Origin of the sequence: Chryseobacterium sp. SN22 (assembly GCF_008329705.1) — a bacterium.
Taxonomy (GTDB): Bacteria; Bacteroidota; Bacteroidia; order Flavobacteriales; family Weeksellaceae; genus Chryseobacterium.
The window spans coordinates 128,748-152,914 of record NZ_VTSX01000001.1 but is presented as its reverse complement, the minus strand read 5'-3'; the positions used below and the strand labels follow the sequence as shown (position 1 = coordinate 152,914).

The window sequence follows — 24,167 nt, the reverse complement described above, 5'->3', positions numbered from 1 at the left end:
GACGAAAAAAGTAACCGGATCCGCGAAGGATGTATCCGGATCGTGAGTGGGTCTTAATTATTAGATAAAATAAATTTAAAAATAAAATAGACTGTTCAGAGAAGCCATTTTTACGTACAGTTTCTCTAAAATACTCCGGTAATCGTGCCGTGTCCTATCGGTTTGTCACCCTCGAAAAAATCGAAATCCATTCCTTCATACAGGCTTCCGGTCAGCTTTTCCGGATGAAGCAGGGTGATTTCCGCCGTAATGCTGTCGCCTGGAAATACCAGGTCTTCGCCGTCGAACTTCTGGATGCCGGTAAAAAGATTTTCATCGAACGGAAACTTGATGATAGGCCGGTAGCCTGAGGAAACCGGAGCGGTCAGCCCTCCTGCTTCGGTAGAATCGTAAGTCAGCAGAGCGGTAAAATGGGGTTTTGTTTTCATAGAATGGATTTTCAGTAAATTCAGCGCAACATTTGTGCCTGTTTCGGGTATTATTTACAGGAAACTTTTTCAAGCATTTCATTATAGACTGCTTTTGAGGCATCTTTATAAATCAGATGGCCATCATTTTAAGGATCAATCAGTTCTCCTGTTTTAATGTACAGTTTGTTGTTTTCGATTTTCATCATTTCTGTTTCTGTCTCCTGGTTGCCTTCTATGCTGTAATCGTATAAGAGCTAGCATGATGAAAAGGAAGGCTGGCAGGAAAGAAACTTTTTTCATAAAATCCGATTTTGATCAGATCAAATATGCTGAATTGTCTTTAAATAAAAAAGAGAAACCCGAAAGTTTCTCCTGAATTGTAATTTGCGGTCCGGTTACCACGGGCTGATTCCGGTTTCGTCTTCAATATCGTTGCTGAAAAATTGTCCGGTCGGTCCGTTTTCACCGGTTAGGGTATGCTTAATGATAAATGATGCGGCACTTTCTGTGGAACCCGGTCCGCTGTGATGGTTGAAATCCGTGGCCGTATAGCCGGGATCAATGACATTGACTTTAAAAGGAAGTTCCTTTAGTTCATAAGCCAGTACAATAGTATATGCATTTAAAGCAGATTTTGAAGGGCCATAGGCTGCACTTTTCACGTGGTAATATTTCCATTCCGGATCGCTGTGCAATGTGAGCGAACCTAATCCGGAGGTAATATTGCTGATTCTCGGACGGTCCGATTTTTTAAGCAGTTCGAGAAAAATCTGCGTAACAGTGATAATCCCGAAGAAGTTGGTTTCGAAAACTTCCCGGATGTTTTCAACGGCTGTTGCTTCTGCTGTCTGCGGCTGTATCCCTAAGATCCCGGCATTGTTGATCAGGATATCCAGTTTCCCCTGTTCTTTATCAATAATTTCCTTTGCTTTTAAAACAGATTCCGGGCTGGTCACATCAATTTCAATGGCTCTGATGTTTTTAAATCCTTTTCCGGTAAGGTCTTTCACCACCGCTTCACCTTTGGCAAGGTCGCGGCTGCCTAAATAAATGAATAACCCTTTTTCGGAAAGCTGTTTGGCCGTTTCCAGTCCGATGCTTCTGTTGGCTCCTGTAATAAGTACGGTTTGCATATTGTTTTTTATTTTAATGAATTACTGAAGCAAAATTCCGCCAATTTACCGGACCTGCATTTGCCATTTGACAAAAAGAGGGTAGATGCTGGATGCCGTGGCAGTTTAAGATTCTGTTTTAGCTTTATTATTTAGCATTTTCCTGTAACAGATATTAAAGTCAAAACTGGTGAGGCATTAAATTTCCTGCACCCAGCACCCAGTCTTTCACAACTTCACATTCTTCCTGATCCTGCTCAGCGACGACTGGGTTACTCCAAGATAGGACGCCACATAGGAAAGCGGAATCCGGTTGACGGCAGAAGGATAGATCTCCATGAATTTCAGGTAACGTGTGGTGGCATCTTCCGAAACAAGCGGGCTTCGCCGCTCTACCTTCTGTATCAGGGCCCTGGAAATAATTTTATGTACAATGGCATCAAAGCCTACGATCGTCTGCAACAGTTCCAGCCAGTCTTTCCTTTCAAAAACAATAAGCTTACAATCGGTTACCGCCTGCACATAAGCACTCGAGCAGATCTGGTTATCGAAACTTTCTAAATCTACGACCAGGCTGTTTTCATCGATAAAATATTTGGTGATCTCTTCGCTTTTATTGTTGTAATAGCAAACCCTGAGAATGCCTTCGGTGATAAATCCTACCTGCCTGGCTATTTTACCTGCTTCAGAAAAATATTCTTCTTTAGGAATGGTGATTTCCCGGGCCTTTGCCGTAATAAAATCCATCTGTTGCGGGTTGAGGTTCCCGAATGTCAGGATAAAATCAAATAATGCTTTCATAAAGGCAATTTAGGTAAACTTTAGCGTTCACCATTTGTCATTTGGCAAATTTTCTCAGACTCTGTCATTAAATGCTTTTAAATAAAAACGGTAAAGCCATCATAAGACGGCTTTACCGGATATCAATTAATTCCTGAAAATCAATAGATTTGATAAAATGTTTTAGGTAGGGTAATTTTACAGAGCTGTAGTCTTGATAAAAAAACTTCCAGCTTACAATAATCTGATTTGTATTATTTAATCGTAATACTCATATTGGGAACCACAATATCACCGGTAGATCCGGTATACCGCTGAGCGAATATTTCTATGTAATCATTTGTATTCAGCTCGGTCGTTCCATTAATAGGAAGTACAACGATATCGTTGGTGGCGGATCCCCGGCCGTAAACTTTATATTGCGTAAGGGCCGTACCGTTTTTAGCAATATAAATGATATATGTTCCTGCTGCCGGTACCTGGAAGGAAACTGATCCCGATACCTGGAAAATCCTTTTCTTCTTACCCAGGTATCTTAACCGGTTCGGGACGCCGTCTGTTGAAAACCTGAATAAATTGGATGAAGTAGAAACGGAAGTGGCCGTTCCTATTTTTACGATATTACTGGGATTTGAAGTGTTGAAAGTTACTCCGATTCCGCTGCCTACAGCATAATCTACCGTAAAATCTCCTACGGCATTGGCGTCCGATTCCGTAGGTATTCCGGCAGCCCTCACATTCCAGCTGTTATTGAAATTGTAGCCGGCATAGGTTCCGGTGGTATAAGGCCTTACATAGCCTGCCGTATTGGTTCCTGTAAAGACTACCGATTCCAGCACCGCATCACCGGTAATCGTAAGCCCCGAAGCAGAAACATCAAATCCTATGGCTGTACCGTTCACCTGGCTGAATCCGCCCTGTTTCTCCACAAGGGTAAAAGTACCGGTCAGCCGTTCATAAGTCCCGCTGTTGTTCCCGAACCAACCCATATTGCTGAGCAGCAGCTGCGTAATATTGTTGTAGGTAATCCCGTTTGTATTCCCTGAAAACTGGATGATGCTTGCGAAAACAAGACCGAATCCCGAAATGGTACCTACATTTCCGGATTCTCTGATAATACAATCCCTGACAACCAAATTCTGGGCAGGCGTAGCATTAAGATTGAAAACCGTACCTCCGGGAGCCGTAAGCGTCAAGCTTCTGATACTGCCTCCGGTAGCTCCATCGAAAATGTTGCCGGAAGTCCGGGATATAATATCGTTTTCAGAGTCCAGCCCGGAAATATAGGCATTGTTGATATCGATCGGCAGATCAAAATTAACCTGGCCGTTAATTTCATACAGGGTATTGGAATTCATAACGTATTTGGTCCCGTTTCCGGCAGAACGTTCAGCCGCCAATACCGTCGAGAGCACATCCGTCGATTTGATACGCTTAAAATTCAGTCTCCCGGATACACTGCTGGCAATGGAGGACCATGAAGCAGGATTGCTTGTGTAATAATAGAACAGTTTTGCAGTCGTATCGTACACCATAAGTCCGTCTGCAGGAGATACAATGGCATTCCGTTGCGTGGTGGTCATTCTTGGTGCCAGCATTCCCCGCGTCGTAGAGTTCAGATCCAGAACAGAGCTTGCGTCAGGAGTAGTTGTACCTATGCCCACTTGCGCCTTGCCCGTCAGAAATATCAGTAAAAGAACCAGAGATAAAGAAATCCTGGAATTCTTGGGAGTATAAAAATTCATCATAAAAGGTAATTAAATAATTTAAGCATTAAGATCTTACTGCTGCAGATAAATCGGAATTTAATCCTAATAATCAGAGCAATACCTGATTCTCGGTCAAAAATAATAATTCTCTGTATTATGATTTATGATTATAATCACAAAAATTGAGAACAGGAAATGAATTGATAGTTTGCGATGAATAAACCTTATCAACAAAAGTTTTCTCAGATAAAAATAAAATAGTTATTAAAGATTTGCCCAGTATGCAATATAGCAAAAGCCGAAAAACTTCTATCGTCAGATTTCCGTTTTTCAGCCTTTTTCCGTTCAACATCTATCGGCCGCCAATTAATCTTCCAGAACCGGAATGAGATGTTCCCAGTTCAGTTGCCTGGCAAAATCAAGAGCTGTTTTTCCTGAGTTCGTTTTTAAACTTTTATCGGCTCCTGCTTTCAGGATCACTTCCACAGAGCTTAGGTTTCCGGCAATGGTTTCGGTGTGGAGGAGGGTATAGCCGTTACGGTCCTGACCTGTAATTTCAGCAGGATTTTCATTGATAAATTTTACAAGTTCGTCCTTCATGTTTCTGCTCATCGGGTGTTCGACAAGGTTTTCAGGATGTTCTTTCTGTTCGTAAACAATTTCAATATCATTAAAATCTCCGAAATCCATCTGCCATGCCTCATCATGGGCACGTCTTTCGGCAGGGGACATATCCGAACGCATTTTCTGGATGGTAAACCCTCCGTAAGCTTTAGGAAGCGGCGATTTTGAAGAAGATGAAAATAATTTTGAAAGCCCGGTCGCTTTTTTTGCCCTTTGAGGCATGGCGAAAAGCCAGTCACTGATTTCGTTCAGGGGAATTTCCACATAATCTCCGACCGCAACATTGGTCAGCGTATTCGGATTGTTGATAAGGTATCCTTTAATAAAATCACCGTCGAAATTGATATTGTTGATCCACATATGTTCAACAGCAGGAGTGTCGGAAGACGGATCCTCCTGGGAGAAAGCCACTTTCACACAGGAAACCGACAGTCCGGGAATAATCCTCCGGTATTCCCAGGATTGCTCCCGCCAGAAATATTTGAACGTTTCCTGCGCTTTTCTGTACGCTTCAAGCATTTTCGGGTCTGTACCGTCTGCGAAAAAGATGGGATTGTTTTCCATTGTACTTAATAGGTTTGTGATTTAATTTTGGTAAATATAGATAAGCTTTGCCGAAAATATGAGTAAGAATTCCTTACCTTTACTGTATTATTGAAATAGATCATTGATCTTTTGGTCAGGCTCAAACATCCTTTATAAAATCTTCGTATTCATAATAGAACCTTTCGAAGCCGTCCATTTTTTCTACAAAAAATTCAAAGACTTCCTGCCAGGTATTTTTATTGAAGATAGAAACCTGGTGCTTTTCCACCCAGATTCTGGCCATTACTTTTCCGTTTTCAAGGGTATAATATTCGTCTTTGTGGAAATCCCCGATAAAATCTTTCAGGGTGTCCTCCAGAGACCAGATCTTTTCGTAATAGGCATTCCGGAAAATTTCGTCCTTCATTTCGATATCCAGGGAAACTTCCGCTTTTTTATTGTCTGCGTAAAATTTAAACGACATGTCCTTGATCTTGGTATCGTACAAAATCCATTTCCTCGGGAAAGACTTTCCGAAAGCCGTCCAAAACTCCTTTTTTAACTGCTGTGCTTCCTGTTTGCTGAACATAATACAAAGGTAGGGAAAAAGTGGGAAGAGCCAGGTTGAAGGAGCCAAGTAAAATGCATTTTAAACCATTAAGAGATATGAAGGTTTAAAGTTGATTAGAAAAATCAAAGATTTTATTCAGCACTCCGTTTAAAGCAGAGCTCATCTTAATGTTCCTAATACCTTATCAGATCTTAATAGTTTTCAATTCGGGAAGAACAAGGTAAAATGCAGTTTAAACCATTAAAAGATATGAATGTTTTAAGGTTTATTTAGAAATCAAAGATTTTTATTCAGCACTACGCTTAAAGCGAGGCTCATCTTAATTTTCCTAAATATCTTATTCCATCTTAATGGTTTTTCTCATCTGTTTTTTTGCCTTTTTCCCTGGCTCTTTTTCCCTGACTCTTAATTATTTTTTTCTTATTTTTGTGGTAATGCTTTCTAAAAAATCCCAATATGCTTTTAAGGCACTGTCATACCTGGTAGAGAAAAGGAATGACGGCCCGGTTCTTATTTCCGAAATTGCAGACCGTAAGAAGATTCCTTTAAAGTTTTTGGAAAATATCCTGCTTGAACTTAAAAAAGCGGACATCCTCGACAGTAAAAAAGGGAAGGGCGGCGGATATTTTTTCAAGGAAAACCCTGAAAACGTAAAGCTTGCCAAAATTATCCGTCTGGTAAACGGCCCGATTGCGCTTCTGCCGTGCGTCAGCCTGAATTTTTACGAAAAATGTGATGACTGCAGCGAAGACCACTGTGGTCTCCATGACGTACTGATCGAAGTACGGGATGCCTCGCTGAATATTCTTGAGCAAAGAACTTTAATGGATCTGGTGAATTAACCGGATCTTTTTTTTGCAATAATTAGTCTACTCATTTGGTAGGATAGTTATTTTGTCGGATATTTGTTATACTTCAAATGGATAAATTATGATTTCACAAGAAGAGGCAGATATTCTGAAAAGGCTTTCAGCAGAGGAAGGATTAAAATTGCTCTCGTCAAAATTTCCGCAGGGAGCCGTTTTCTCTACATCGCTTGGTCAGGAAGATCAGGTAATTACCGACATCATTTTCAGAAACCAACTCCCGATCAAAGTATTTACCCTGGATACGGGAAGGCTTTTTCCGGAACACTACGAATTACTGGCTCAAAACAATGCCCGGTACAAAAGAAAAACGGAAGTCTATTTCCCGGAAAGTTCCGATGTGGAACAATACGTAAATGAAAAAGGGATCAATGCCTTTTACCATTCCGTTGAAAACCGTAAGGAGTGCTGCTTTATCAGAAAGGTTAAACCTTTAAATCGGGCCCTTGAACACGCTGAAGTCTGGATTACGGGATTACGGGCTGAACAGTCGGAAAACCGTGAACATATGCAGGTAATCGAATGGGATGAAGAAAGGCGGCTCTACAAATACAATCCGCTGATGCATTGGAGCTACCCGCAGGTGCTGGATTACCTGGCCGAATACAAAGTCCAGGAATTGTCATTGCACCAAAAAGGATTCATCAGTGTCGGTTGCCAGCCCTGTAGCCGGGCGATTGCAGAAGGAGAAAATCCCCGTGCCGGACGCTGGTGGTGGGAAAGCTCACAAAAAGAATGCGGCCTGCATACCCACTAATTCTAATTCAAAAAAAATTAAACGAAGAAATGAACACCTATCAACCAGATTATCTGGAACAGCTGGAAGCCGAAAGTATTTACATCATGCGTGAAGTGGCGGCTCAGTTTGAAAAACCGGCCCTGCTTTTCAGCGGCGGAAAAGATTCCATCACTTTGGTCCATCTAGCCATAAAAGCATTTGCCCCGATGAAAATTCCCTTTCCGCTGGTCCATGTCGATACCGGGCACAACTTTCCGGAAGCCCTTCGGTTCAGGGACGAGCTGGCTGAAAGTATCGGTGCTGAACTGATTGTAAGAAAAGTGGAAGATACCATTAAAGCTAAAAGTTTAGCCGAGCCGAAAGGGAAATTCGCTTCCCGGAACTGGCTTCAGACCCACACCCTGCTGGATACGATCGAGGAATTTCAGTTTGATGCCTGTATCGGCGGAGCCAGGAGGGATGAAGAGAAGGCCAGGGCAAAAGAACGGTTTTTTTCGGTACGCGATGAATTCGGACAATGGGATCCGAAACTGCAGCGCCCTGAATTGTGGAACATTTACAACGGAAGGATCAGCAAAGGGGAGAATGTTAGGGTTTTCCCGATTTCGAACTGGACCGAGCTTGATGTGTGGAATTATATCAAAAGGGAAAATATTGCATTACCGCCGATTTATTTTGCCCACGACCGCGACGTCATCGAGCATGAAGGGCAGTGGATCGCAGTCTCGGATTTCATCAGGATCGATGAAAGTGATACGGTTGTCAATAAAAAAGTCCGCTACCGGACCGTAGGCGATATGACCTGTACCGCTGCCGTAGAGAGCCATGCCGAAACACTGGATGAGGTTGTTACCGAAATTACAGCCTCAAGAATCTCAGAACGCGGTGAAACCCGGATTGACGACAGAGTAACGGAAGCAGCGATGGAAGACCGGAAAAAAGGAGGCTATTTTTGATTAGTAATGAGCAATAAGTAATAGGTAATATCAGATACTTATTGAATCATATGAAATTCATTCAGATAGATTAAAAAATTTAAACTAAAAAATTAATGAGAAATTGATATGAGTGATATTAAAAATTACTCATTATCCATTACCCATTACCCATAAATAAACATGGATATATTAAGATTCATCACTGCCGGAAGTGTGGACGACGGGAAAAGTACCCTGATCGGAAGACTTCTGTACGACAGCAAAAATATACTGATCGACCAGCTCGAGGCGCTGGAAAAACAATCGAAAAATAAAAATGAAAACGGAATCGATCTTGCCATTTTGACGGACGGGTTGAGAGCTGAAAGGGAGCAGGGTATTACGATTGACGTAGCCTATCGTTATTTCTCAACTCCGAAAAGGAAATTTATTATTGCCGATGCGCCAGGGCACATCCAGTATACAAGAAATATGATTACGGGTGCTTCCAATTCCCAGCTGATCGTCATTCTCGTTGATGCCAGACAGGGGGTAATCGAACAGACAAGAAGGCATTCGATTATTGCTTCCCTTCTGAAAATAAAAAATGTGGTGGTAGCGATCAATAAAATGGATTTGGTGGATTATTCCGAGGATATTTTTAACGACATCAAAGCCCAATATGAGCGGGTGGCCACGAAGCTGGAGCTGGAAAATGTAAATTATTTCCCGATTTCCGCTTTTCACGGGGACAATATTGTCGGAAAATCGGAAAATCTGCCTTGGTATGAAGGTCCTGCGCTGCTGGATTTTCTTGAAACCGTCGAAATCAGTTCATCCCAAAATTTTGACAGCCCGAGATTCCAGGTGCAGTATGTGATCCGTCCGCAGACCGATGAGCTTCATGATTACCGGGGGTACGCCGGAGAAGTGATTTCAGGAGTTTATAAAAAAGGGGATGAAATTACTGTTCTGCCCCAAGAGATTCAGACCCGGATCTCAAAAATTGAAACCGGTGGAAAAGAGGTAGAAGCTGTTTATGCCCATCAGCCTGCCGTACTGCATACGGAAGACGATATCGACATCAGCCGCGGTGATTTTCTGGTAAAAACAGAAAGTCTTCCAAAAGTGGAAAGTGAAGTTGAAGCCGTGGTATGCTGGCTGGACAAAAAAAAACTGCAGGAAGGCAATAAATATTTCATTCAGCATAAAAGCAGGGTCGTAAGAGCCATTGTTAAAGAAATCGATTATAAAATCGATGTCAATACCCTGGAGAAAATCCCCGTTTCAGAAAGCATAAAACTGAACGAAGTCGTAAAAATACGGCTGAAGACGGCTTCGCCTTTGGTGTATGACCGTTTTGAAGACAGCAATGCAACAGGAAACGCCATTCTGATTGACGAGACAAGCAACTCCACTGTAGGAGCAATAATGATTTTATAAATTGAATCGGATGGTCATCTCAAGAAAAGTGCAGCTCAGGCTCAACGTTTTTTTCATTACGGTTGCGGCAGTGGCCCTCATTGTTTTTTCCATGTACGAAATGGGCTATTTCAATGAACTGTTAAACGTTCTGGCTAAGGACAATTACATTTTTTACTGGATGCTCCTGGTGGGGTTTCTGGCGGAAATTGTAGCCGGCTCTATGGGAATGGGTTACGGCGTTATCTGTACGACAACCCTTCTATTTCTGGGAATTCCGCCGCACGCGGTAAGTGCCAGCATCCATTCGGCAGAAAGCTTTACCACGGCCGCAGGAAGCATCAGTCATATCAAACTGAAAAACGTAAGCAAAAACCTGGTGAAAAGATTAGCTGTTCCTGCCGTTATTGGTGCGGTTATCGGTGCTGTTTCACTTACTTATCTCGGAGAGTATTATTCCAAAGTCACGAAAAGCATCATCTCTTTTTATACGCTTTATCTCGGCATCCGGATTTTATTGAATGCTTTTAAGGGAAAACAGGATAAAAAACTTAAAAAGAAAACCCATTTAACCAAGCTCGGGCTCATCGGCGGATTTATTGATTCTTTTGCCGGCGGCGGCTGGGGACCTTTGGTTACAGGAACCTTGATAAAAAATTCTTTTACCCCGAGATTTGCCGTAGGAAGTTCTACGGTGGCTAAATTTATTCTGACCTTAACGGCTGCCATTACTTTTATTTTTACACTCGGCATCCAGCACTGGAATATTATTCTGGGACTGCTGATCGGCGGTATTGTCACGGCCCCCTTTTCAGCCATGCTTACAGCGAAACTTCCGGTAAAAAGCATGTTTACAGTCATAGGGACTCTGGTCATCGTTATGAGCTGCATTACCATTTACAAATCAGTTTTTTAGCGGCTAATGCTGTTATATATTGAAAATAAATCCGTGAAATATCTTTTCAGGCTTTAAAATATTCTACATTTACACCGCTAAAAAAATTAACAATGAATATACATGTAGTTGCGCTTTTTAAATTTAATGAAAATTACCTTATGGAAGCGGTGGAACTTTTTCAGACGCTGGTGCGGGAAACCAGAAAGGAAGAAGGATGTCTTCAGTACGACCTCATCGAGGATAAAGACAACAAAGGAACTTTTTTCATGGTGGAATTATGGGAAAGCGAGGAGCATCTGAACCGTCACAACGGGCAGGATCACCTGCTGGATTTCAGAAGAAACGTTTCAAAAATGCTGGAAAGCTCAACAATGGTGCACAAAGGATTTAAAACGTTATAATTCCGGTCATTATGTAAAAAACTAAAAGGCTGTTCACCTGGATGAGCAGCCTTTTATTAGAAAAAATAGAAAGTATTATTTAAATGAATAGTCAATGGTCAATTAAAACCATCGTTGACTATTTGATGATCAGCTTTTTCGTTTCGGTGCTTCCGCCGAAGGAGATTTTCACCAGGTAGTTTCCGGAAGACAGGTGGGAAAGATTCAGGTCCTGCTTGTAGAAACCGGTTTGGTTCGTCAGTTCAGCCGAATACACTTTTTTGCCCGACAGGTCATAAACTTCTACCTGGCCTCTGGTGTTTACCTTTTCTTTAATATCAAACAAAACCGTCACTTGTTTGTCTGCCGTTGTCGGATTCGGGTAAATTCCGAAAGTTGCTTTTTTGGCAGCGATGTCGGTGGTTCCTAAAGTTGAAGTAATGTTTTTGTATTTGAAATACATATTTCCGGTGGAAGATCCGTCATTGGAAGTAAAATACATCCGGTAATATTCCGAGCCCTGCTTCACATAATAGACGATATCGGAATAAGGTGCGCCCATGGCCGGTTTCCAGGAATGCCCGACGGCCGTTATATTATTTGAGAAGGCGGTTGAGGCAGGCAGGGTAGAGGTGGAGGTGGTCTGGGTTTCAGGCTGTACTTTGGCTACGGTAATGTTCGTATTCTGGATAACGCCCGCCATTCGGTATTTCATGGTAGCGGGTTGTCCCGTGTTGGGATCGGTGTACGGATAATCGGTCCAGTATCTTGTGAACATCAAGTCCCAGCCTGATTTTGAAGGCTCAAGACCCGGCACCTTATCTCCGGTTGCGAAGGAGAAATAATTGAAGTAAGCATCATCACTTCCGTTGGCAATGGTTTTGGAAGTGGTGGCATCCCAGGAAGAATTGGCTGCATTCCATTTGGCATATTTAAAAGTATAACCGCCGAAATAATCATCGATCATAAACTTATAATACGTGTTGGTGGAAGCATATTTCAGGATAAAGATCACTTTGCCTTCAACATGGTGGTTTCCCGGGTTGTATTCTCCCCAGCCGTAGGTTGCCGTTCCCTGTTCGAAAGCACCTTTCTGAATTGTTGTTGTATTGTCAAGATTATACAACGGCGATCCGTAGGAAGCGACACTGTTTGTGGTAATGCTGTTCCAGTCGTTCGGGTTGCTGGAGGCCTGATACACTTCAATATTCTGGGCATCATTGATCCTGGTTCCGAAATTCATGCTTGCGTTCCTGTAAAAAGCGATATCCCAGGTATTCGCAGGCTGGGACACCATCGTATTGGCACTCAGGTCAAAAAATACCCGGTTCTGGTAGCTTGCGCCCATGGACATATTTACCGTCGTATATCCGTTCGCATCAACTTGAGCCGGCGTGGTTTGCTGTACTCCCAAAGCCAGCATGGCCGTAAAAAATAATTTTGTCTTCATAATATGGTTCTTTTTATTCTACAAAACTAAATATTTATTTTTAATTATTCTAAATAAAAATATGATTTTTGTCGTGTTTTAAAATTTATTTTATTTAAAATATTTATTAAAATTCTGTTTTAAAGATTGTTAAATTTATTTATTGAATATTTTAATTCTTATTTTATTTAAAAGTTAATTAATGAAATTTAAATTTTAATAAGCTAAAAACTGATCTATGAAAGCATAAATCAGTTTAATTATAAAAACGGTCTGATAAATCTTATTTCTTAACGAATTTTGATTTCACTGCTGCACCTTCCGCGGTTTCGATAAGAAGGTAGTAAACACCTGTCTGAAGGGTGCTGATGTCAAAAGATCTTCCGGATAATGTTCCGGCAGCAACCTTCCGGCCGCCAGCTGAATAAACCTGGATATTCTTAGGGTTTTTCTTGGCGATAAATTCCAGTGCAGTATTATCGGCATTCACTGCAAACCTGATCTCGTCTTTTGGTTTTGCCTGGTCGGAAGTACTCAATATAGATGAATTATTATATTTTACGTTATCAACGGCTAGTGCAGAATGTGAAGATCCCGGAAATGTGGCTAAAGGATTTCTGAACCTGAATACAATATACTGTTTTGTTGATGCAGGCACGGTAATAGGGGAAACTGTGGTTTCAGCAGCTGTTTCTGTAAATGTAAATGATTGCAATAATTGATACGATGCAGGTACACCACTTCCTGCTATAAGATTAGACGGATCATCAATTAGTCCGACCTCAAGTGTGGATCCGCCCGTAGGAGTAACGGTAAAAGTTATTTTTTTTGAACCGTCAGGAGCTATAATCTGTGGTGAAACAAGAAATACGTCTGTACTCAATGAGCCTGCTGCATAAAACTGAGCATATTGGTTATTGGTTGTCGTATTTTTATCAACATAAATATTGTGGTTAACGGTTGTTTTTTTTATCCAGCCATTAACAAGGTTATTGTAGTTTACGGGAGATGATACAATCGCACTCTCAAAATTTTCATCAATCATAGCTACCTGTGCATGTACTGCCGCAGCCGTAAACATTAAACTTCCTAAAAGTAGTCTTAATTTCATACTGTTATTTTTATTTAGAATTATTCTACAAAAATATGTATTTATTTTTAACTATTCTAAATAAAGCATTATATTTGTCGAAAATTTTTTGAGTTTATGAAGAAGAAAGTGCTTTCCATTCTCTCTTTGTCCACTGTTTTATGGATGAGTGCACAGGAAAATGATTCTGTAAAACAGAAGCAGATCGAAGAGGTGGTGGTTACCGGCCAGTACACCCAGCAATCCATCAACAAGTCTATTTATAAAGTGGAGGTCATTGATGCATTGCAGATTAAAAATATGGCGGTAACCAATGTTGCGGAAGTACTTAATCAGAATCTCAATATTTTAATAGAACCCAGCAAAGGCTCCGGGAATTCCAATGCCAGCATTATGGGATTGAGCGGTAAATATACCAAAATCCTCATCGATAACATTCCGGTAGTAAGTGACGAAGGAATGGGGAATATCGTAGACCTTACCAAAATTAATGTGAATAATGTTGAAAGAATAGAAGTCGTAAAAGGTTCCATGGGGGTTGAATACGGAAACAATGCGGTCGCCGGTGTCATCAATATCATTACCAAAAAAACGTATGCCAAAAAATTTACAGCCCTGGCTTCTTTGCAAGAAGAAACGGTAAGAAATGACTACGATTGGTTTAAAAAAGGAAACGGCCGGCATATCCAGTCGTTGAATCTCGGATACAGGATCAACAACAACTGGTCTGTTTCCGCCGATATCAATCATAATGATTTCCAGGGATACAGAGGAGTCCTTAACGGTTATAAATATTTCAGCGAAAGCAACGACGGACAGCGGGGCTACGACTGGCAACCGAAAGATCAGCTGACCACGAACGGGACCATCCGTTACAGCAAAAACAACACGAGCTTTTTCTACAAGCTTAATTTTCTTACCGAAAAAATAAACTATTATAATCCCATCGTTAATGAGCTTTATCTCGGAGGAGGCAACAGGACGTATACGGCAAATGATAAAGATTACCATACCAACCGGTGGATCCATCAGTTTAACATCCAGAGCAAAATGGGAAGGATCAATTATGTAGGAGACTTCTCTTATCAGAGCCAGGAAAGAAAATCGCAGCAATATACCTATGACATTCCCAACCGGAAAGAACTTTCGAGAGATGCTGAAATTACATTTTACAAATCGGATGTACTCTACTCGAGGGGAATGTTCAGTAATTTCCTCGACAGCGAAAAAGTGAATTTCCAGATCGGGTATGAACTGGACAGAACTAAAGGCTTTGCCGATGCCACCACCTTTGAAAGCAATAACAACGGCAGGAGCATCGAACGTTCGGTCTTCAATTACGCCAATTTCCTTTCGGCAGAATGGAACATCAACAGCTGGCTTTCATTCCGTCCCGGGGTAAGGCTGGCTTTAAGCGATAAATTCAATTCCCAATACAATTATTCCGGAACCTTACGGTTTAAAACTTCGGAAAGTTCGGATATCCGTACGGTCTTCGGATCTGCAAACCGGTTCCCGACGTATGATGAACTGTATACTTATGTTGTCGACAACAACCACGACATCAGGGGAAATGAAAACCTGAAGCCTGAGACCGGATACTCGGCTGCCGCATTCTGGGATTATGCACTAACCAATACCAGCAGCTGGAAATTCAATTTCAGCCTTTCGGGAATGTATTTGGATGTACAGAACAGAATTGAAGATGTGATCATCAACAACAGTCCGTTACAGATTACCTACCTGAACGTAGATAATTACAAATCCTTATTATTCGGAGGCGGAGTAAATCTCAGAAAAGGAGCTTTGTCATTGAATGCCGGTGTTTCGGTGATGGGAATTTCCCAGGCTTTAAGCACTGGAAAACTCACCTCGCCTGATGACTACAATTATTACGCGGAGGCCAACCTGGCGGCCAACTACACCTTACCGTCTGCCGGGACGCTGTTTGCCCTTTATTATAAATACACCGGAATACAGCGGAGATACACCCATGTCGGGGACAGAAATGCACCTACCGATCCCGGACAGTATATTCTGGGTGAAATCGGAGATTTCAATATGCTGAATTTTACGGTGAGCCAGCCCTTCTTTAAAAACCATTTTGAAATAAGTGCAGGAATAAAAAATATTTTCGACGTAACCAGCGTGAGAAATACCATCCAATCCGGTGACAGCCATAATGCAGCTGCAGGTCAGCAGAATCTCTTCTACGGCAGAAGCTATTTTGCCCGCTTAAATTATAATTTTTAAATCCATAAAAATGAAAAAAATACTATTTTGCTTACTTGTAGGAGCTTCCTTTATTTCCCAATCGTGTATTAATGATAACGAAGACCCTGTGGCAATAGCGCCTTCCGATGGGGCAAGAGTGGATCCTAATGTGGGCGGTGCAACACAGCCGAACCAGGTTTGGTTCGATCTGGGGACCAATTCGCAGATGCTTACCAAGAGGACGGATTGGGATCTTGCTTTTTATTCGGGAAGCGCGTTTAAAGTAGTATTAAACTCATCCATTATGATGGCTGCGGGCAAAATCCCGAATGCTACGAATATTGATGCCGTTACCGAAGCGAGTGTTGCCTCTTTACAGCCGCAGGTTCAGGTTGCCAATTTCAATCCTTCCAATGTAACCTATATTGATGATGTAAAAGGAAATTTCCCTTCAGGATATACCGCTATCGAGGAAATTAAATCAAATGATTCCGAAAACGCTGTTTATCTTATTAATATGGGAAAAGAAATTTTCACAGGTTCTGTTCCTGTAGGTTCTGTGGCAACCGGCGGAGACAGCAGAGGCTGGATGAAAGTCCAGATTACCCGAACCGCAACCGGTGGCTACAAAGTGAAATATGCACCACTGGCTTCTTCTTCCCATGAAGAACTGGTTATTAATAAAAACACGGCTTATAATTACAGTTTCGTCAGTTTAAAAAACAAAAAAGAGGTGGTCATTCAGCCTGAAAAGAAAAAATGGGACCTTTGCTTCACCGTATTTACCAATACCATTACCGGAGCGGGAAGCTATATTTTTGCGGATTTTGTAACGATCAACAATGTAGGCGGGGCAGGGGCTTATGAAGTGGTGGTTCCGGCACCGGCATCAGGAGTGGAAGCCTATAGCAACTTTAAAACATCCGATATCGATCCGTCCAAATTCATATATAACGATCAACGGGTGATCGGATCCAACTGGAGAAACCCGGTGGGTGCAAACGGCCTGGAAGTATATGGCGACCGTTTCTATATCGTCAGGGATGCCGAAGGCTATTATTTTAAATTAAGATTTACCAGGATTACAAATACCTCAGGAGAAAGAGGTTTCCCTCAGTTCGAATACAAACCCCTATAGTAAAAATCAAATAATAAGTAGATTATGAAAAAATTCATTCTTGCCGCTTCTGTGTTGGTTGCCGTTTACTCATGTAAAAAAGAGGAGAGTGCCAAAACAGGAAATGCTACGGAAGTAAACGCGGAAACCCCGAAATCCAACAATAAGATCGTTACGCTGAATGGCGGAATCACGGAAATCATAGCGGCTTTAGGCCATGAAAAAGAAATCGTAGGAACCGATGTGACCAGCACTTATCCGGCATCGTTGAAAAGCACGGCTGTTGATTTGGGCCATGTGCGGTCCATGACCATTGAGCCGATTATGGCAGTTTCCCCGACCCTGATTTTAGCTTCCGATAAAGACATCAATCCGGCATTGATGGGAAAAATCAAATCGTCCGGAATAAAAACCGAGGTTTTCAAACAGGAATTTACGGTTGACGGAACCAAAAAACTAATCGCTGATGTAGCCAAAACCATCGGAAGCAGCGATTACCAGAAACTGAACGATAAAATCGATGCCGATCTGAAACAGATCCGGCCGATTGCCAAGAAGCCGAAAGTCCTTTTCATCTATGCCAGAGGAAACATGCTGATGGTGGCCGGAAAAAATACACCGATGGCTTCTTTAATTGAAATTGCCGGCGGAGAAAATGCCGTAAATGATTTCGAAGATTTCAAACCGTTAACCCCGGAAGCGGTGGTAAAAGCGAACCCAGATGTGTTATTCTTTTTTACCAGCGGACTGCAGGGCGCAGGAGGAAACGAAGGGGCTCTGAAAATGCCGGGTGTTTCCCAAACCAATGCCGGGAAAAACAAAAAGATCATCGCCATGGACGGAGGCCTGGTTTCAGGTTTCGGGCCGAGACTAGGAGAAGCTGCTGTAGGATTAAACAAACTGTTAATTGAGAACACCAAGTAAATTATACGTTTACGTCAGCATAAGTGCCATACTGCTTGCTTTAATAGCAGTATGGTCTCTTAATACCGGAGTTTACGATTTCGGAGGGAAATCTGCCTTTGAAATTTTAGGTAAAATGATAACAGAGGATCCGGGTTTAGCTTTAAGCGACCGGTATGTCGTGTGGGACGTAAGGGCTTCAAGAATTGTAATGGCGATCCTGATCGGAAGCATGCTGGCTGTTTCAGGGACAAGCCTACAGGGATTGTTTAAAAATCCTCTGGCCACGGGAGATCTAATAGGACTGACCTCGGGAGCAACGCTGCTTGCCGCCATTACCATCGTTTTAGGAGGACACTTCAAGCAGTATCTTCCTGAAGCGGTACAGTTTTCACTGGTAGGCATCGCCGCTTTCATCGGTTCTTTTTTATCCATGCTGCTGGTCTACAGGATTTCAACCAGCGGAGGAAAAACCAATGTGGTCATGATGCTGCTGAGCGGGGTGGCCATTACGGCTATAGGCTTTTCCGTTACCGGCTTCCTGATCTATATTTCAAAGGACGATCAGCTGAGGGATTTAACGTTCTGGAACCTGGGAAGCCTTGCGGCAGCCACCTGGACAAAGAATATTATTTTAGCCGTTGTTTTAATCGTTTCCTACCTCATCCTGCTGCCGAAGGGCAAAGCGTTGAATGCCATGATGCTGGGGGAAAAAGATGCGCAGCATCTGGGAATTAATGTGGAAAGGTTAAAGAAACAGATTATCCTTCTAACGGCACTGATGATCGGAAGCTGCGTGGCATTTTCCGGGACGATCGGATTTGTGGGCCTTATTGTGCCTTACATTTTACGGCTGCTGTTTAAATCCGATTATGCTTTCATTCTGCCGTTATCGGGGATTTGCGGAAGTATTTTATTGCTGACCGCCGATACATTCAGCAGAAGCATTGTGGAACCTTCGGAACTGCCGATTGGGATTCTCACCGCTCTGATGGGAGGTCCGATCTTTATTGCGATTCTGGTTAAATTCAAAAAATCACTGTTATGATCAGGGCCCATCAGATTACTTATAAACATAAAGATTTCCACATTCTGGATGCGGTGGATGTTCATCTGGAATACGGTGAATTTCTGGCAATTGTGGGGCCGAACGGAGCCGGAAAATCCAGTCTGCTGAGTATGCTGGCGAATGAAGTAAAATGCAAACAGCAGATTTTATTTAAAGATAGGTCTATCAGTGACTGGCCTGTGCAGGAATTGTCCAGGCATAAGGCTAAATTTTCCCAGCACAACAGCAATGATATCCCGCTTGATGTGAAAGATGTGGTGATGATGGGACGGTATCCGTATTTTGATGCCCAGCCCCAGAAGGAAGATCTGGAAGCCATGAACAACATGATGTATGAAACCGATGTTTTCCATTTAAAAGACCGGGAATACAATACATTATCGGGTGGAGAGAAACAAAGGGTGCATCTTTCAAGGGTAATGGCCCAGCTTCAGAATGAGATTGTCCACAAGCTCCTTTTCCTGGACGAACCTTTGAATAACCTGGATGTGAAGCATCAGTATAAAGCATTGGAGACCATTAAGAATTTTACCCGAAAGACCAACTCTGCAGTCGTTGTGCTTCATGATCTGAATCTCGCGGCGCAGTACGCTGATAAAATATTATTAATGAAATCGGGAAGAGCAGCTGCCTATGGAACACCGGAAGAAGTTTTTACGGCTGAAAATATCAGCAATGCTTATAATTTCCCGTGCACGATCTGCGAGCATCCGATAACCCATAACCCTATGATCATTTTTGGATAATGGACCAGGAAAAACTAAAAATATTAGCACAGAACCTCGCAAATCCCGAGGGTGAAAAAGGCATCGAGATCGGCGAGATGATGAACGCTACCAATATCGGAATGACGCTTGAAAGCATCCAGGCACTCCTGATCGAAGACAACGAGCATATTCTTGAGATCGGTCACGGAAACGCAGGCCATGTGAAGAGCATCCTGAACAGGGCGCGAAACATCAGGTACACGGGAATCGATATTTCCGAAACCATGCATCGGGAAGCCATGAAACTGAATGAAGCCTTTAAAGACCAGGCGGATTTTGTATTGTACGAAGGTGAAAAACTTCCTTTCGGAGATAAAACGTTTGATAAAATATTTACCGTAAATACTGTCTATTTCTGGAAGCAGCCGGTAGATTATTTAAATGAAATATATAGGGTCCTGAAAAAAACAGGAACGTTTGTCCTGACGTTCGGGCAAAGGGATTTCATGGAGAAGCTGCCGTTCACCCGATTCGGTTTTACCCTGTACAATACCGATGAAATGGAGGAAACGGTTTCTAAAAGCTATTTCAGCAGAATGGCAGTTTCCGAAAGGGAAGAAGAAGTAAAAAGCAAAACAGGAGATGAAACCATAACAAGAAATTACACGATTTTAACCATAAAAAAATAAAATAATGAGCACATTAGTACACGATCTGAAAGAAAAATGGGAAGCTCTGAAAGCGGAAAATCCGCACGTAAGAATAAGAAACGCAGCGGCGGAACTTGGCGTAAGCGAAGCGGAATTGCTGGCAACCGGTGTTGGAGAAGGCGTAACCGTGCTGAAACCGGAATTTCAGAATATTTTAACGGAAGCTGAGCAGTTGGGAAAAGTAATGGCGCTTACCCGTAACGAAGAATGCGTTCACGAAAGAAAAGGAACTTATCTGAACGGTGATTTCAGCAGTCCGCACGCCCAGCTTTTTGTAGGGGAAGATATTGATTTAAGGATTTTCCTGAACCACTGGAAATTTGCTTTTGCCGTGGCAGAAGGGGACCGGAAGAGTCTTCAGTTCTTCGGAAAAGACGGATTAGCGCTTCATAAAATTTACCTTACCAAAGACAGTAACGAAGCCGCATTTGATGCGTTGGTTGAAAAATTCAGGGCTGATGAACAGGGTACGTCTTTTGAATCTGAAGCGGTGGCTCCTAAAGCTGAAGAAAAACCGGATGCCGAAATCGACGTGAAGGGTTTCCAAAACGCATGGACGTCGTTGAAAGATACCCACGATTTCTTTATGATGACCCGGAAATTCGGGGTAAGCAGAACCCAGGCCCTGAGGCTGGCTCCGGAAGGCTTTACCCAAAAGATCGACAGCTCGAAAGTGGTAAACGTACTGGAAGACGCTTCGGAAAAAGAGCTTCCGATCATGATCTTTGTAGGGAACAGGGGGATTATCCAGATCCACACCGGAAATGTAAAGAAAACCTTATGGCACCAGCAGTGGTTCAACGTAATGGATCCTGATTTCAATCTTCATCTTGACGTTACAAAAATAGCAGAAGCCTGGATTGTAAAAAAGCCGACGGAAGACGGCGAAGTGACGGCGATTGAGGTATTCAACAAAGAAGGGGACTTTATCGTTCAGTTCTTCGGGAAAAGAAAACCGGGAATTCCTGAGCTGCAGGAATGGAAAGACCTTGTAGCAGGGCTGGAAAAATAAATAGTTAGATTGTTTTTAAGGCCGTCCTGTTCTTTGCAGGGCGGCTTTTTCTTCAGCTTAAACACAAATGTCACAAATAGTTTCACAAATGACACGGCTGATGTTTGTCTGAAATTAAGTTTGACCCTTATGCCTGCTTAATTGTTTTTTATATTCACGCAGATGTGGCAGATTCCGCAGATTTATTTGCTTGATAAATGTAAATATATTATTAAGTTAAATTTAAACAGGTTTTAAAAATTCAGAAGTTATCTTTAAAATTATATTGTGATCTTTGTGATTCTTATTGTTGTCATTTGCATTAAAAATTATTCAGTATGAAAAATATTCTTATCTCTATATTGTTGGTTGCTTTCTGTTCGCTTTACGCACAGGATTTTAAATCCTATCAGTTTTATGATAAAAAGGGGAATAAAGTGCAAACGGAAGAACTGGTGAATGAACTGGCCGGTTATGACATCGTACTCTTCGGCGAAAACCACAACAATTCCATCAACCACTGGCTGCAGCTGAAAGTGACCGAAGCTTTGTATCAGAAAAAAAAGGGGCAGCTGATCTTAGGCGCGGAAATGTTTGAACGAGACAATCAGCCCCAATTAAATAAATACTTAAGCGGAACCTTCGATGCCAAAACCTTAAAGGATTCGGCAAGGCTCTGGAACAATTTTGCTACTGATTACCAGCCGCTGGTTGATTTTGCGAAAGATAAAAAATTACCGTTTATCGCCACCAATGTTCCCAGAAGATATGCTTCCCAAATATCAAAAGAAGGGCTGGAATCTCTGAACAGTCTGCCCGCGAAAGATAAAGCATACATTGCCCAACTGCCCATTAAGGTAACTTTGGAAACGCCTGGTTATCCCGAAATGAAAAAAATGATGGGCGACCATGCGGAAGAAATGAAAGTGATGAATTTTATTTCGGCCCAGGCGATCAAGGATGCGACCATGGCAGAATCGATCCTGAAAAGTCTTCAGTCCGGAAAAACGTTTATCCATTATAACGGCAATTACCACAGCAAGGAATTCGGCGGTATCTACTGGTATCTCAAAAAGAAAAATCCGAACCTGAAAATGACGGTGATCTCCGTCTTTGAATCCGAATATCCCGAACTGAAAGTGCCGGAAAAAGACTATATCCCGACAGATTTTAACCTGTTGATCCCGACGGATATGACGAAAACTTATTAAGAGCCAGGGGAAAAGTAAAAGGAGCCAGGTTTTTTAAGTGGGAAGATTATTTTCTAATTTAACATGAATTCGATGATGTTTATTGTTTTCAGTTATTAAAATAAAAAACACAGGAAATGGTCTGGAATTTTAATTAGAGTTTTTCTTTAAGGAGTGCAGACACTTTAGACTGTTATCGATATGGTGATCGAATAAACTTCCTGCCTCCAGCTTCTTTTCTTCAAGCCTTTAAACTCAGTCTTTACTTCGAGTTCACATTAATTTAGCTTCTGCGAATCTTTTCGGGCTGCTCTCTAATACTATGTTTGGATCCCTGCGGGATGAAAAACGGAGTATTTTTGGCTGCGAATAGTATGATTGATTTTTAATAAAGATCATCGATGAATTTTTCCACACTTTTGTCATTCCGGTAGGAATCTCAACCCGAATCTTTCCGTATTGCTTTTCAGTATTACATTTACACAGGGCATCTGAAAAATCGTGTCTTGTTTGTCAAAACTTAAAAAACATCATCTACCTTTGCCCTACATTCCATTAATATGAGAAAACTTTCTTTGCTATTGATCTTTTTTATCGGCTTCATCAATGCGCAGAAGCTTACTGCTGATGAAATTTCCCTGATTAATAAAGGGGATATCCGGACGGCTTTGCCGATTTACCAGACGACCGATGAACATCAGCACAATACTTTGCTCGGGCTTTCCTCGGAAATCGATCCGCTGGATAAAAACACAGCGGTTTTGGTGAGTAGGATGAAGGAATCTTTGCGGTCCACGGACGGTGGAGTAGGCATTGCCGCACCGCAGGTCGGGATCAACCGGAAAGTGATCTGGGTCCAACGTTTCGACAAACCGGGAGAACCGCTGGAATATTTTATCAATCCCTTGATTACCTGGGAATCCGAAATCCAGAACCTCGGTCCGGAAGGCGACCTTTCCATTCCCGATTTCCGGGACCAGTTTTACCGCAGTCTGGTTATTCAATTGGAATATGTTGATCTCAAAGGACAGAAATATTCGGAAATTGTCGAAGGATTTACTGCCGTCATCTTCCAGCATGAAATCGACCACCTTTCCGGTATTCTGATTATCAATAAAAAGGAGAGGGGATCCAATGATCACTATCAGAAGGTGGATGCTTTTAAGAAAGTGATGTTGTGATTTGATGTTCAATAGGTTAACGTAAATTCAATTTCTTTAACCTTATTTGGATCATTTACTGAACCATGCTGTCAGCCTGCCTAAAAGAGATTTTTTATACTTGTTTTTTAATCTGAATTTTTCTCCCTCTTTATGGCCGTAAGGAAGAGTAGGGCTTTTGACCCCAAATGGAGATACAATATCATAATGGTTATAATAACAGTCTTCGCTTTTATCAGAAAAACGTCCTGCACACAGAAGCTCGATGACGGTTGTATGCCTGTGAACACATTCTACGGAAATGTCGATCCAAACCGGTATTTTGCCTTTCCGGTACAGAAGCTCTGCAACATCCGTATCCTTTATCATTTCAAGTCTGCGGTCATGATCTTCAGGGTAAATATCAAATCCTTTAAGTTGAGGATCATCATAGGAAACGTTGAGCGAAACGCAATAGATAAAACGTTCGGGAAGATCATCAGCAACATAATTTTTTGCAAATTTGTAACACTCTGTTGTTGATTCCCGTAAAAGATCCAGAAACTCAGTTTTAGTCATGAGGATAATTATTTATTTTAATGATTATTTATGTTTTTTATAACATGCAGTGATGGGCAGCTATAACGGGAACCGG

At 41.9% G+C, this 24,167-nt stretch carries 24 protein-coding genes; 15 read left to right on the top strand and 9 right to left on the bottom strand.

What is annotated here, in order from left to right; genetic code table 11:
- Positions 1-125: 125 nt before the first annotated feature.
- From FY557_RS00710 to FY557_RS00685, 6 genes are all read right to left on the bottom strand, one after another.
- Positions 126-428, bottom strand: coding sequence for a hypothetical protein (locus FY557_RS00710; RefSeq protein ID WP_149245377.1), 303 nt, complete (start codon positions 426-428; stop codon positions 126-128).
- A 377-nt stretch (positions 429-805) separates the two neighbouring features.
- Positions 806-1,543, bottom strand: coding sequence for an SDR family NAD(P)-dependent oxidoreductase (locus tag FY557_RS00705; protein WP_149245376.1), 738 nt, complete (start codon positions 1,541-1,543; stop codon positions 806-808).
- Between the two features lie 207 nt (positions 1,544-1,750).
- Positions 1,751-2,323: a Crp/Fnr family transcriptional regulator gene (locus FY557_RS00700; protein ID WP_149245375.1), complete on the bottom strand. Its 573-nt coding sequence runs from the start codon at positions 2,321-2,323 to the stop codon at positions 1,751-1,753.
- Positions 2,324-2,556: 233 nt separating this feature from the next.
- Entirely contained in the window at positions 2,557-4,050 is a 1,494-nt protein-coding gene (locus FY557_RS00695; protein WP_228451658.1) for a hypothetical protein, read from the bottom strand.
- A gap of 327 nt (positions 4,051-4,377) precedes the next feature.
- On the bottom strand, positions 4,378-5,199 hold the full coding sequence (locus tag FY557_RS00690) for a DUF2314 domain-containing protein (RefSeq protein ID WP_149245374.1): 822 nt from the start codon (positions 5,197-5,199) through the stop codon (positions 4,378-4,380).
- Positions 5,200-5,320: 121 nt separating this feature from the next.
- A complete protein-coding gene (locus FY557_RS00685; RefSeq protein ID WP_149245373.1) occupies positions 5,321-5,749 on the bottom strand; it encodes a DUF4268 domain-containing protein in 429 nt (142 codons plus the stop codon).
- A 416-nt stretch (positions 5,750-6,165) separates the two neighbouring features.
- Between FY557_RS00685 and FY557_RS00680 the strand changes: the two genes are divergently transcribed.
- The 6 genes from FY557_RS00680 (at position 6,166) to FY557_RS00655 (ending at position 10,974) form a co-directional block, all read left to right on the top strand.
- Positions 6,166-6,573, top strand: coding sequence for an RrF2 family transcriptional regulator (locus FY557_RS00680; protein WP_149245372.1), 408 nt, complete (start codon positions 6,166-6,168; stop codon positions 6,571-6,573).
- A gap of 88 nt (positions 6,574-6,661) precedes the next feature.
- On the top strand, positions 6,662-7,354 hold the full coding sequence (locus FY557_RS00675; RefSeq protein WP_149245371.1) for a phosphoadenylyl-sulfate reductase: 693 nt from the start codon (positions 6,662-6,664) through the stop codon (positions 7,352-7,354).
- 29 nt (positions 7,355-7,383) lie between these two features.
- Positions 7,384-8,292: a sulfate adenylyltransferase subunit CysD gene (gene cysD / locus FY557_RS00670; protein WP_149245370.1), complete on the top strand. Its 909-nt coding sequence runs from the start codon at positions 7,384-7,386 to the stop codon at positions 8,290-8,292.
- A 162-nt stretch (positions 8,293-8,454) separates the two neighbouring features.
- Positions 8,455-9,696: a sulfate adenylyltransferase subunit 1 gene (locus FY557_RS00665; RefSeq protein ID WP_149245369.1), complete on the top strand. Its 1,242-nt coding sequence runs from the start codon at positions 8,455-8,457 to the stop codon at positions 9,694-9,696.
- A gap of 10 nt (positions 9,697-9,706) precedes the next feature.
- Positions 9,707-10,591 (top strand): sulfite exporter TauE/SafE family protein, encoded by an 885-nt coding sequence (locus tag FY557_RS00660; protein ID WP_149245368.1) that lies wholly within the window; start codon positions 9,707-9,709, stop codon positions 10,589-10,591.
- A gap of 92 nt (positions 10,592-10,683) precedes the next feature.
- Entirely contained in the window at positions 10,684-10,974 is a 291-nt protein-coding gene (locus FY557_RS00655) for a putative quinol monooxygenase (protein ID WP_146943837.1), read from the top strand.
- A gap of 118 nt (positions 10,975-11,092) precedes the next feature.
- Here FY557_RS00655 and FY557_RS00650 read toward each other — a convergent pair whose 3' ends face one another.
- Together FY557_RS00650 and FY557_RS00645 are read right to left on the bottom strand one after the other, a co-directional pair.
- Complete coding sequence (locus FY557_RS00650) at positions 11,093-12,403, bottom strand: T9SS type A sorting domain-containing protein (protein ID WP_149245367.1); 1,311 nt, start codon at positions 12,401-12,403, stop codon at positions 11,093-11,095.
- A gap of 262 nt (positions 12,404-12,665) precedes the next feature.
- Complete coding sequence (locus FY557_RS00645) at positions 12,666-13,493, bottom strand: T9SS type A sorting domain-containing protein (RefSeq protein WP_149245366.1); 828 nt, start codon at positions 13,491-13,493, stop codon at positions 12,666-12,668.
- A 96-nt stretch (positions 13,494-13,589) separates the two neighbouring features.
- Here FY557_RS00645 and FY557_RS00640 point away from each other — a divergent pair, with 96 nt between their 5' ends.
- The 9 genes from FY557_RS00640 (at position 13,590) to FY557_RS00600 (ending at position 23,554) form a co-directional block, all read left to right on the top strand.
- The gene (locus FY557_RS00640; protein ID WP_149245365.1) at positions 13,590-15,725 is read left to right on the top strand and encodes a TonB-dependent receptor plug domain-containing protein; all 2,136 of its coding nucleotides are present in this window, start codon (positions 13,590-13,592) and stop codon (positions 15,723-15,725) included.
- Between the two features lie 10 nt (positions 15,726-15,735).
- A complete protein-coding gene (locus FY557_RS00635) occupies positions 15,736-16,824 on the top strand; it encodes an HmuY family protein (RefSeq protein WP_228451657.1) in 1,089 nt (362 codons plus the stop codon).
- A gap of 24 nt (positions 16,825-16,848) precedes the next feature.
- The gene (locus FY557_RS00630) at positions 16,849-17,727 is read left to right on the top strand and encodes a hemin ABC transporter substrate-binding protein (RefSeq protein WP_149245363.1); all 879 of its coding nucleotides are present in this window, start codon (positions 16,849-16,851) and stop codon (positions 17,725-17,727) included.
- Complete coding sequence (locus FY557_RS00625) at positions 17,711-18,754, top strand: FecCD family ABC transporter permease (RefSeq protein WP_149245362.1); 1,044 nt, start codon at positions 17,711-17,713, stop codon at positions 18,752-18,754. The genes FY557_RS00630 and FY557_RS00625 overlap by 17 nt, the downstream gene beginning before the upstream one ends.
- The gene (locus FY557_RS00620; protein WP_149245361.1) at positions 18,751-19,521 is read left to right on the top strand and encodes a heme ABC transporter ATP-binding protein; all 771 of its coding nucleotides are present in this window, start codon (positions 18,751-18,753) and stop codon (positions 19,519-19,521) included. Before FY557_RS00625 ends, FY557_RS00620 begins: the two co-directional genes overlap by 4 nt.
- Positions 19,521-20,171: a class I SAM-dependent methyltransferase gene (locus FY557_RS00615; protein ID WP_149245360.1), complete on the top strand. Its 651-nt coding sequence runs from the start codon at positions 19,521-19,523 to the stop codon at positions 20,169-20,171. Before FY557_RS00620 ends, FY557_RS00615 begins: the two co-directional genes overlap by 1 nt.
- 4 nt (positions 20,172-20,175) lie before the next feature.
- The gene (locus FY557_RS00610; protein ID WP_149245359.1) at positions 20,176-21,204 is read left to right on the top strand and encodes a hemin-degrading factor; all 1,029 of its coding nucleotides are present in this window, start codon (positions 20,176-20,178) and stop codon (positions 21,202-21,204) included.
- 317 nt (positions 21,205-21,521) lie between these two features.
- Positions 21,522-22,394, top strand: a complete 873-nt coding sequence (locus tag FY557_RS00605) for a ChaN family lipoprotein (protein ID WP_149245358.1) — start codon at positions 21,522-21,524, stop codon at positions 22,392-22,394.
- 539 nt (positions 22,395-22,933) lie between these two features.
- The gene (locus FY557_RS00600) at positions 22,934-23,554 is read left to right on the top strand and encodes a peptide deformylase (protein ID WP_149245357.1); all 621 of its coding nucleotides are present in this window, start codon (positions 22,934-22,936) and stop codon (positions 23,552-23,554) included.
- Between the two features lie 51 nt (positions 23,555-23,605).
- Here the strand turns inward: FY557_RS00600 and FY557_RS00595 are convergent, their stop codons facing one another.
- Positions 23,606-24,091: a hypothetical protein gene (locus FY557_RS00595; protein WP_149245356.1), complete on the bottom strand. Its 486-nt coding sequence runs from the start codon at positions 24,089-24,091 to the stop codon at positions 23,606-23,608.
- Positions 24,092-24,167: the final 76 nt, after the last annotated feature.

Bases quoted from the DNA above. Each gene is read 5' to 3' on its own strand.
- FY557_RS00710 (WP_149245377.1), bottom strand. From the start codon at position 428: ATGAAAACAAAACCCCATTTTACCGCTCTGCTGACTTACGATTCTACC.
- FY557_RS00705 (WP_149245376.1), bottom strand. From the start codon at position 1,543: ATGCAAACCGTACTTATTACAGGAGCCAACAGAAGCATCGGACTGGAA.
- FY557_RS00700 (WP_149245375.1), bottom strand. From the start codon at position 2,323: ATGAAAGCATTATTTGATTTTATCCTGACATTCGGGAACCTCAACCCG.
- FY557_RS00695 (WP_228451658.1), bottom strand. From the start codon at position 4,050: ATGATGAATTTTTATACTCCCAAGAATTCCAGGATTTCTTTATCTCTG.
- FY557_RS00690 (WP_149245374.1), bottom strand. From the start codon at position 5,199: ATGGAAAACAATCCCATCTTTTTCGCAGACGGTACAGACCCGAAAATG.
- FY557_RS00685 (WP_149245373.1), bottom strand. From the start codon at position 5,749: ATGTTCAGCAAACAGGAAGCACAGCAGTTAAAAAAGGAGTTTTGGACG.
- FY557_RS00680 (WP_149245372.1), top strand. From the start codon at position 6,166: ATGCTTTCTAAAAAATCCCAATATGCTTTTAAGGCACTGTCATACCTG.
- FY557_RS00675 (WP_149245371.1), top strand. From the start codon at position 6,662: ATGATTTCACAAGAAGAGGCAGATATTCTGAAAAGGCTTTCAGCAGAG.
- cysD (WP_149245370.1), top strand. From the start codon at position 7,384: ATGAACACCTATCAACCAGATTATCTGGAACAGCTGGAAGCCGAAAGT.
- FY557_RS00665 (WP_149245369.1), top strand. From the start codon at position 8,455: ATGGATATATTAAGATTCATCACTGCCGGAAGTGTGGACGACGGGAAA.
- FY557_RS00660 (WP_149245368.1), top strand. From the start codon at position 9,707: ATGGTCATCTCAAGAAAAGTGCAGCTCAGGCTCAACGTTTTTTTCATT.
- FY557_RS00655 (WP_146943837.1), top strand. From the start codon at position 10,684: ATGAATATACATGTAGTTGCGCTTTTTAAATTTAATGAAAATTACCTT.
- FY557_RS00650 (WP_149245367.1), bottom strand. From the start codon at position 12,403: ATGAAGACAAAATTATTTTTTACGGCCATGCTGGCTTTGGGAGTACAG.
- FY557_RS00645 (WP_149245366.1), bottom strand. From the start codon at position 13,493: ATGAAATTAAGACTACTTTTAGGAAGTTTAATGTTTACGGCTGCGGCA.
- FY557_RS00640 (WP_149245365.1), top strand. From the start codon at position 13,590: ATGAAGAAGAAAGTGCTTTCCATTCTCTCTTTGTCCACTGTTTTATGG.
- FY557_RS00635 (WP_228451657.1), top strand. From the start codon at position 15,736: ATGAAAAAAATACTATTTTGCTTACTTGTAGGAGCTTCCTTTATTTCC.
- FY557_RS00630 (WP_149245363.1), top strand. From the start codon at position 16,849: ATGAAAAAATTCATTCTTGCCGCTTCTGTGTTGGTTGCCGTTTACTCA.
- FY557_RS00620 (WP_149245361.1), top strand. From the start codon at position 18,751: ATGATCAGGGCCCATCAGATTACTTATAAACATAAAGATTTCCACATT.
- FY557_RS00615 (WP_149245360.1), top strand. From the start codon at position 19,521: ATGGACCAGGAAAAACTAAAAATATTAGCACAGAACCTCGCAAATCCC.
- FY557_RS00610 (WP_149245359.1), top strand. From the start codon at position 20,176: ATGAGCACATTAGTACACGATCTGAAAGAAAAATGGGAAGCTCTGAAA.
- FY557_RS00605 (WP_149245358.1), top strand. From the start codon at position 21,522: ATGAAAAATATTCTTATCTCTATATTGTTGGTTGCTTTCTGTTCGCTT.
- FY557_RS00600 (WP_149245357.1), top strand. From the start codon at position 22,934: ATGAGAAAACTTTCTTTGCTATTGATCTTTTTTATCGGCTTCATCAAT.
- FY557_RS00595 (WP_149245356.1), bottom strand. From the start codon at position 24,091: ATGACTAAAACTGAGTTTCTGGATCTTTTACGGGAATCAACAACAGAG.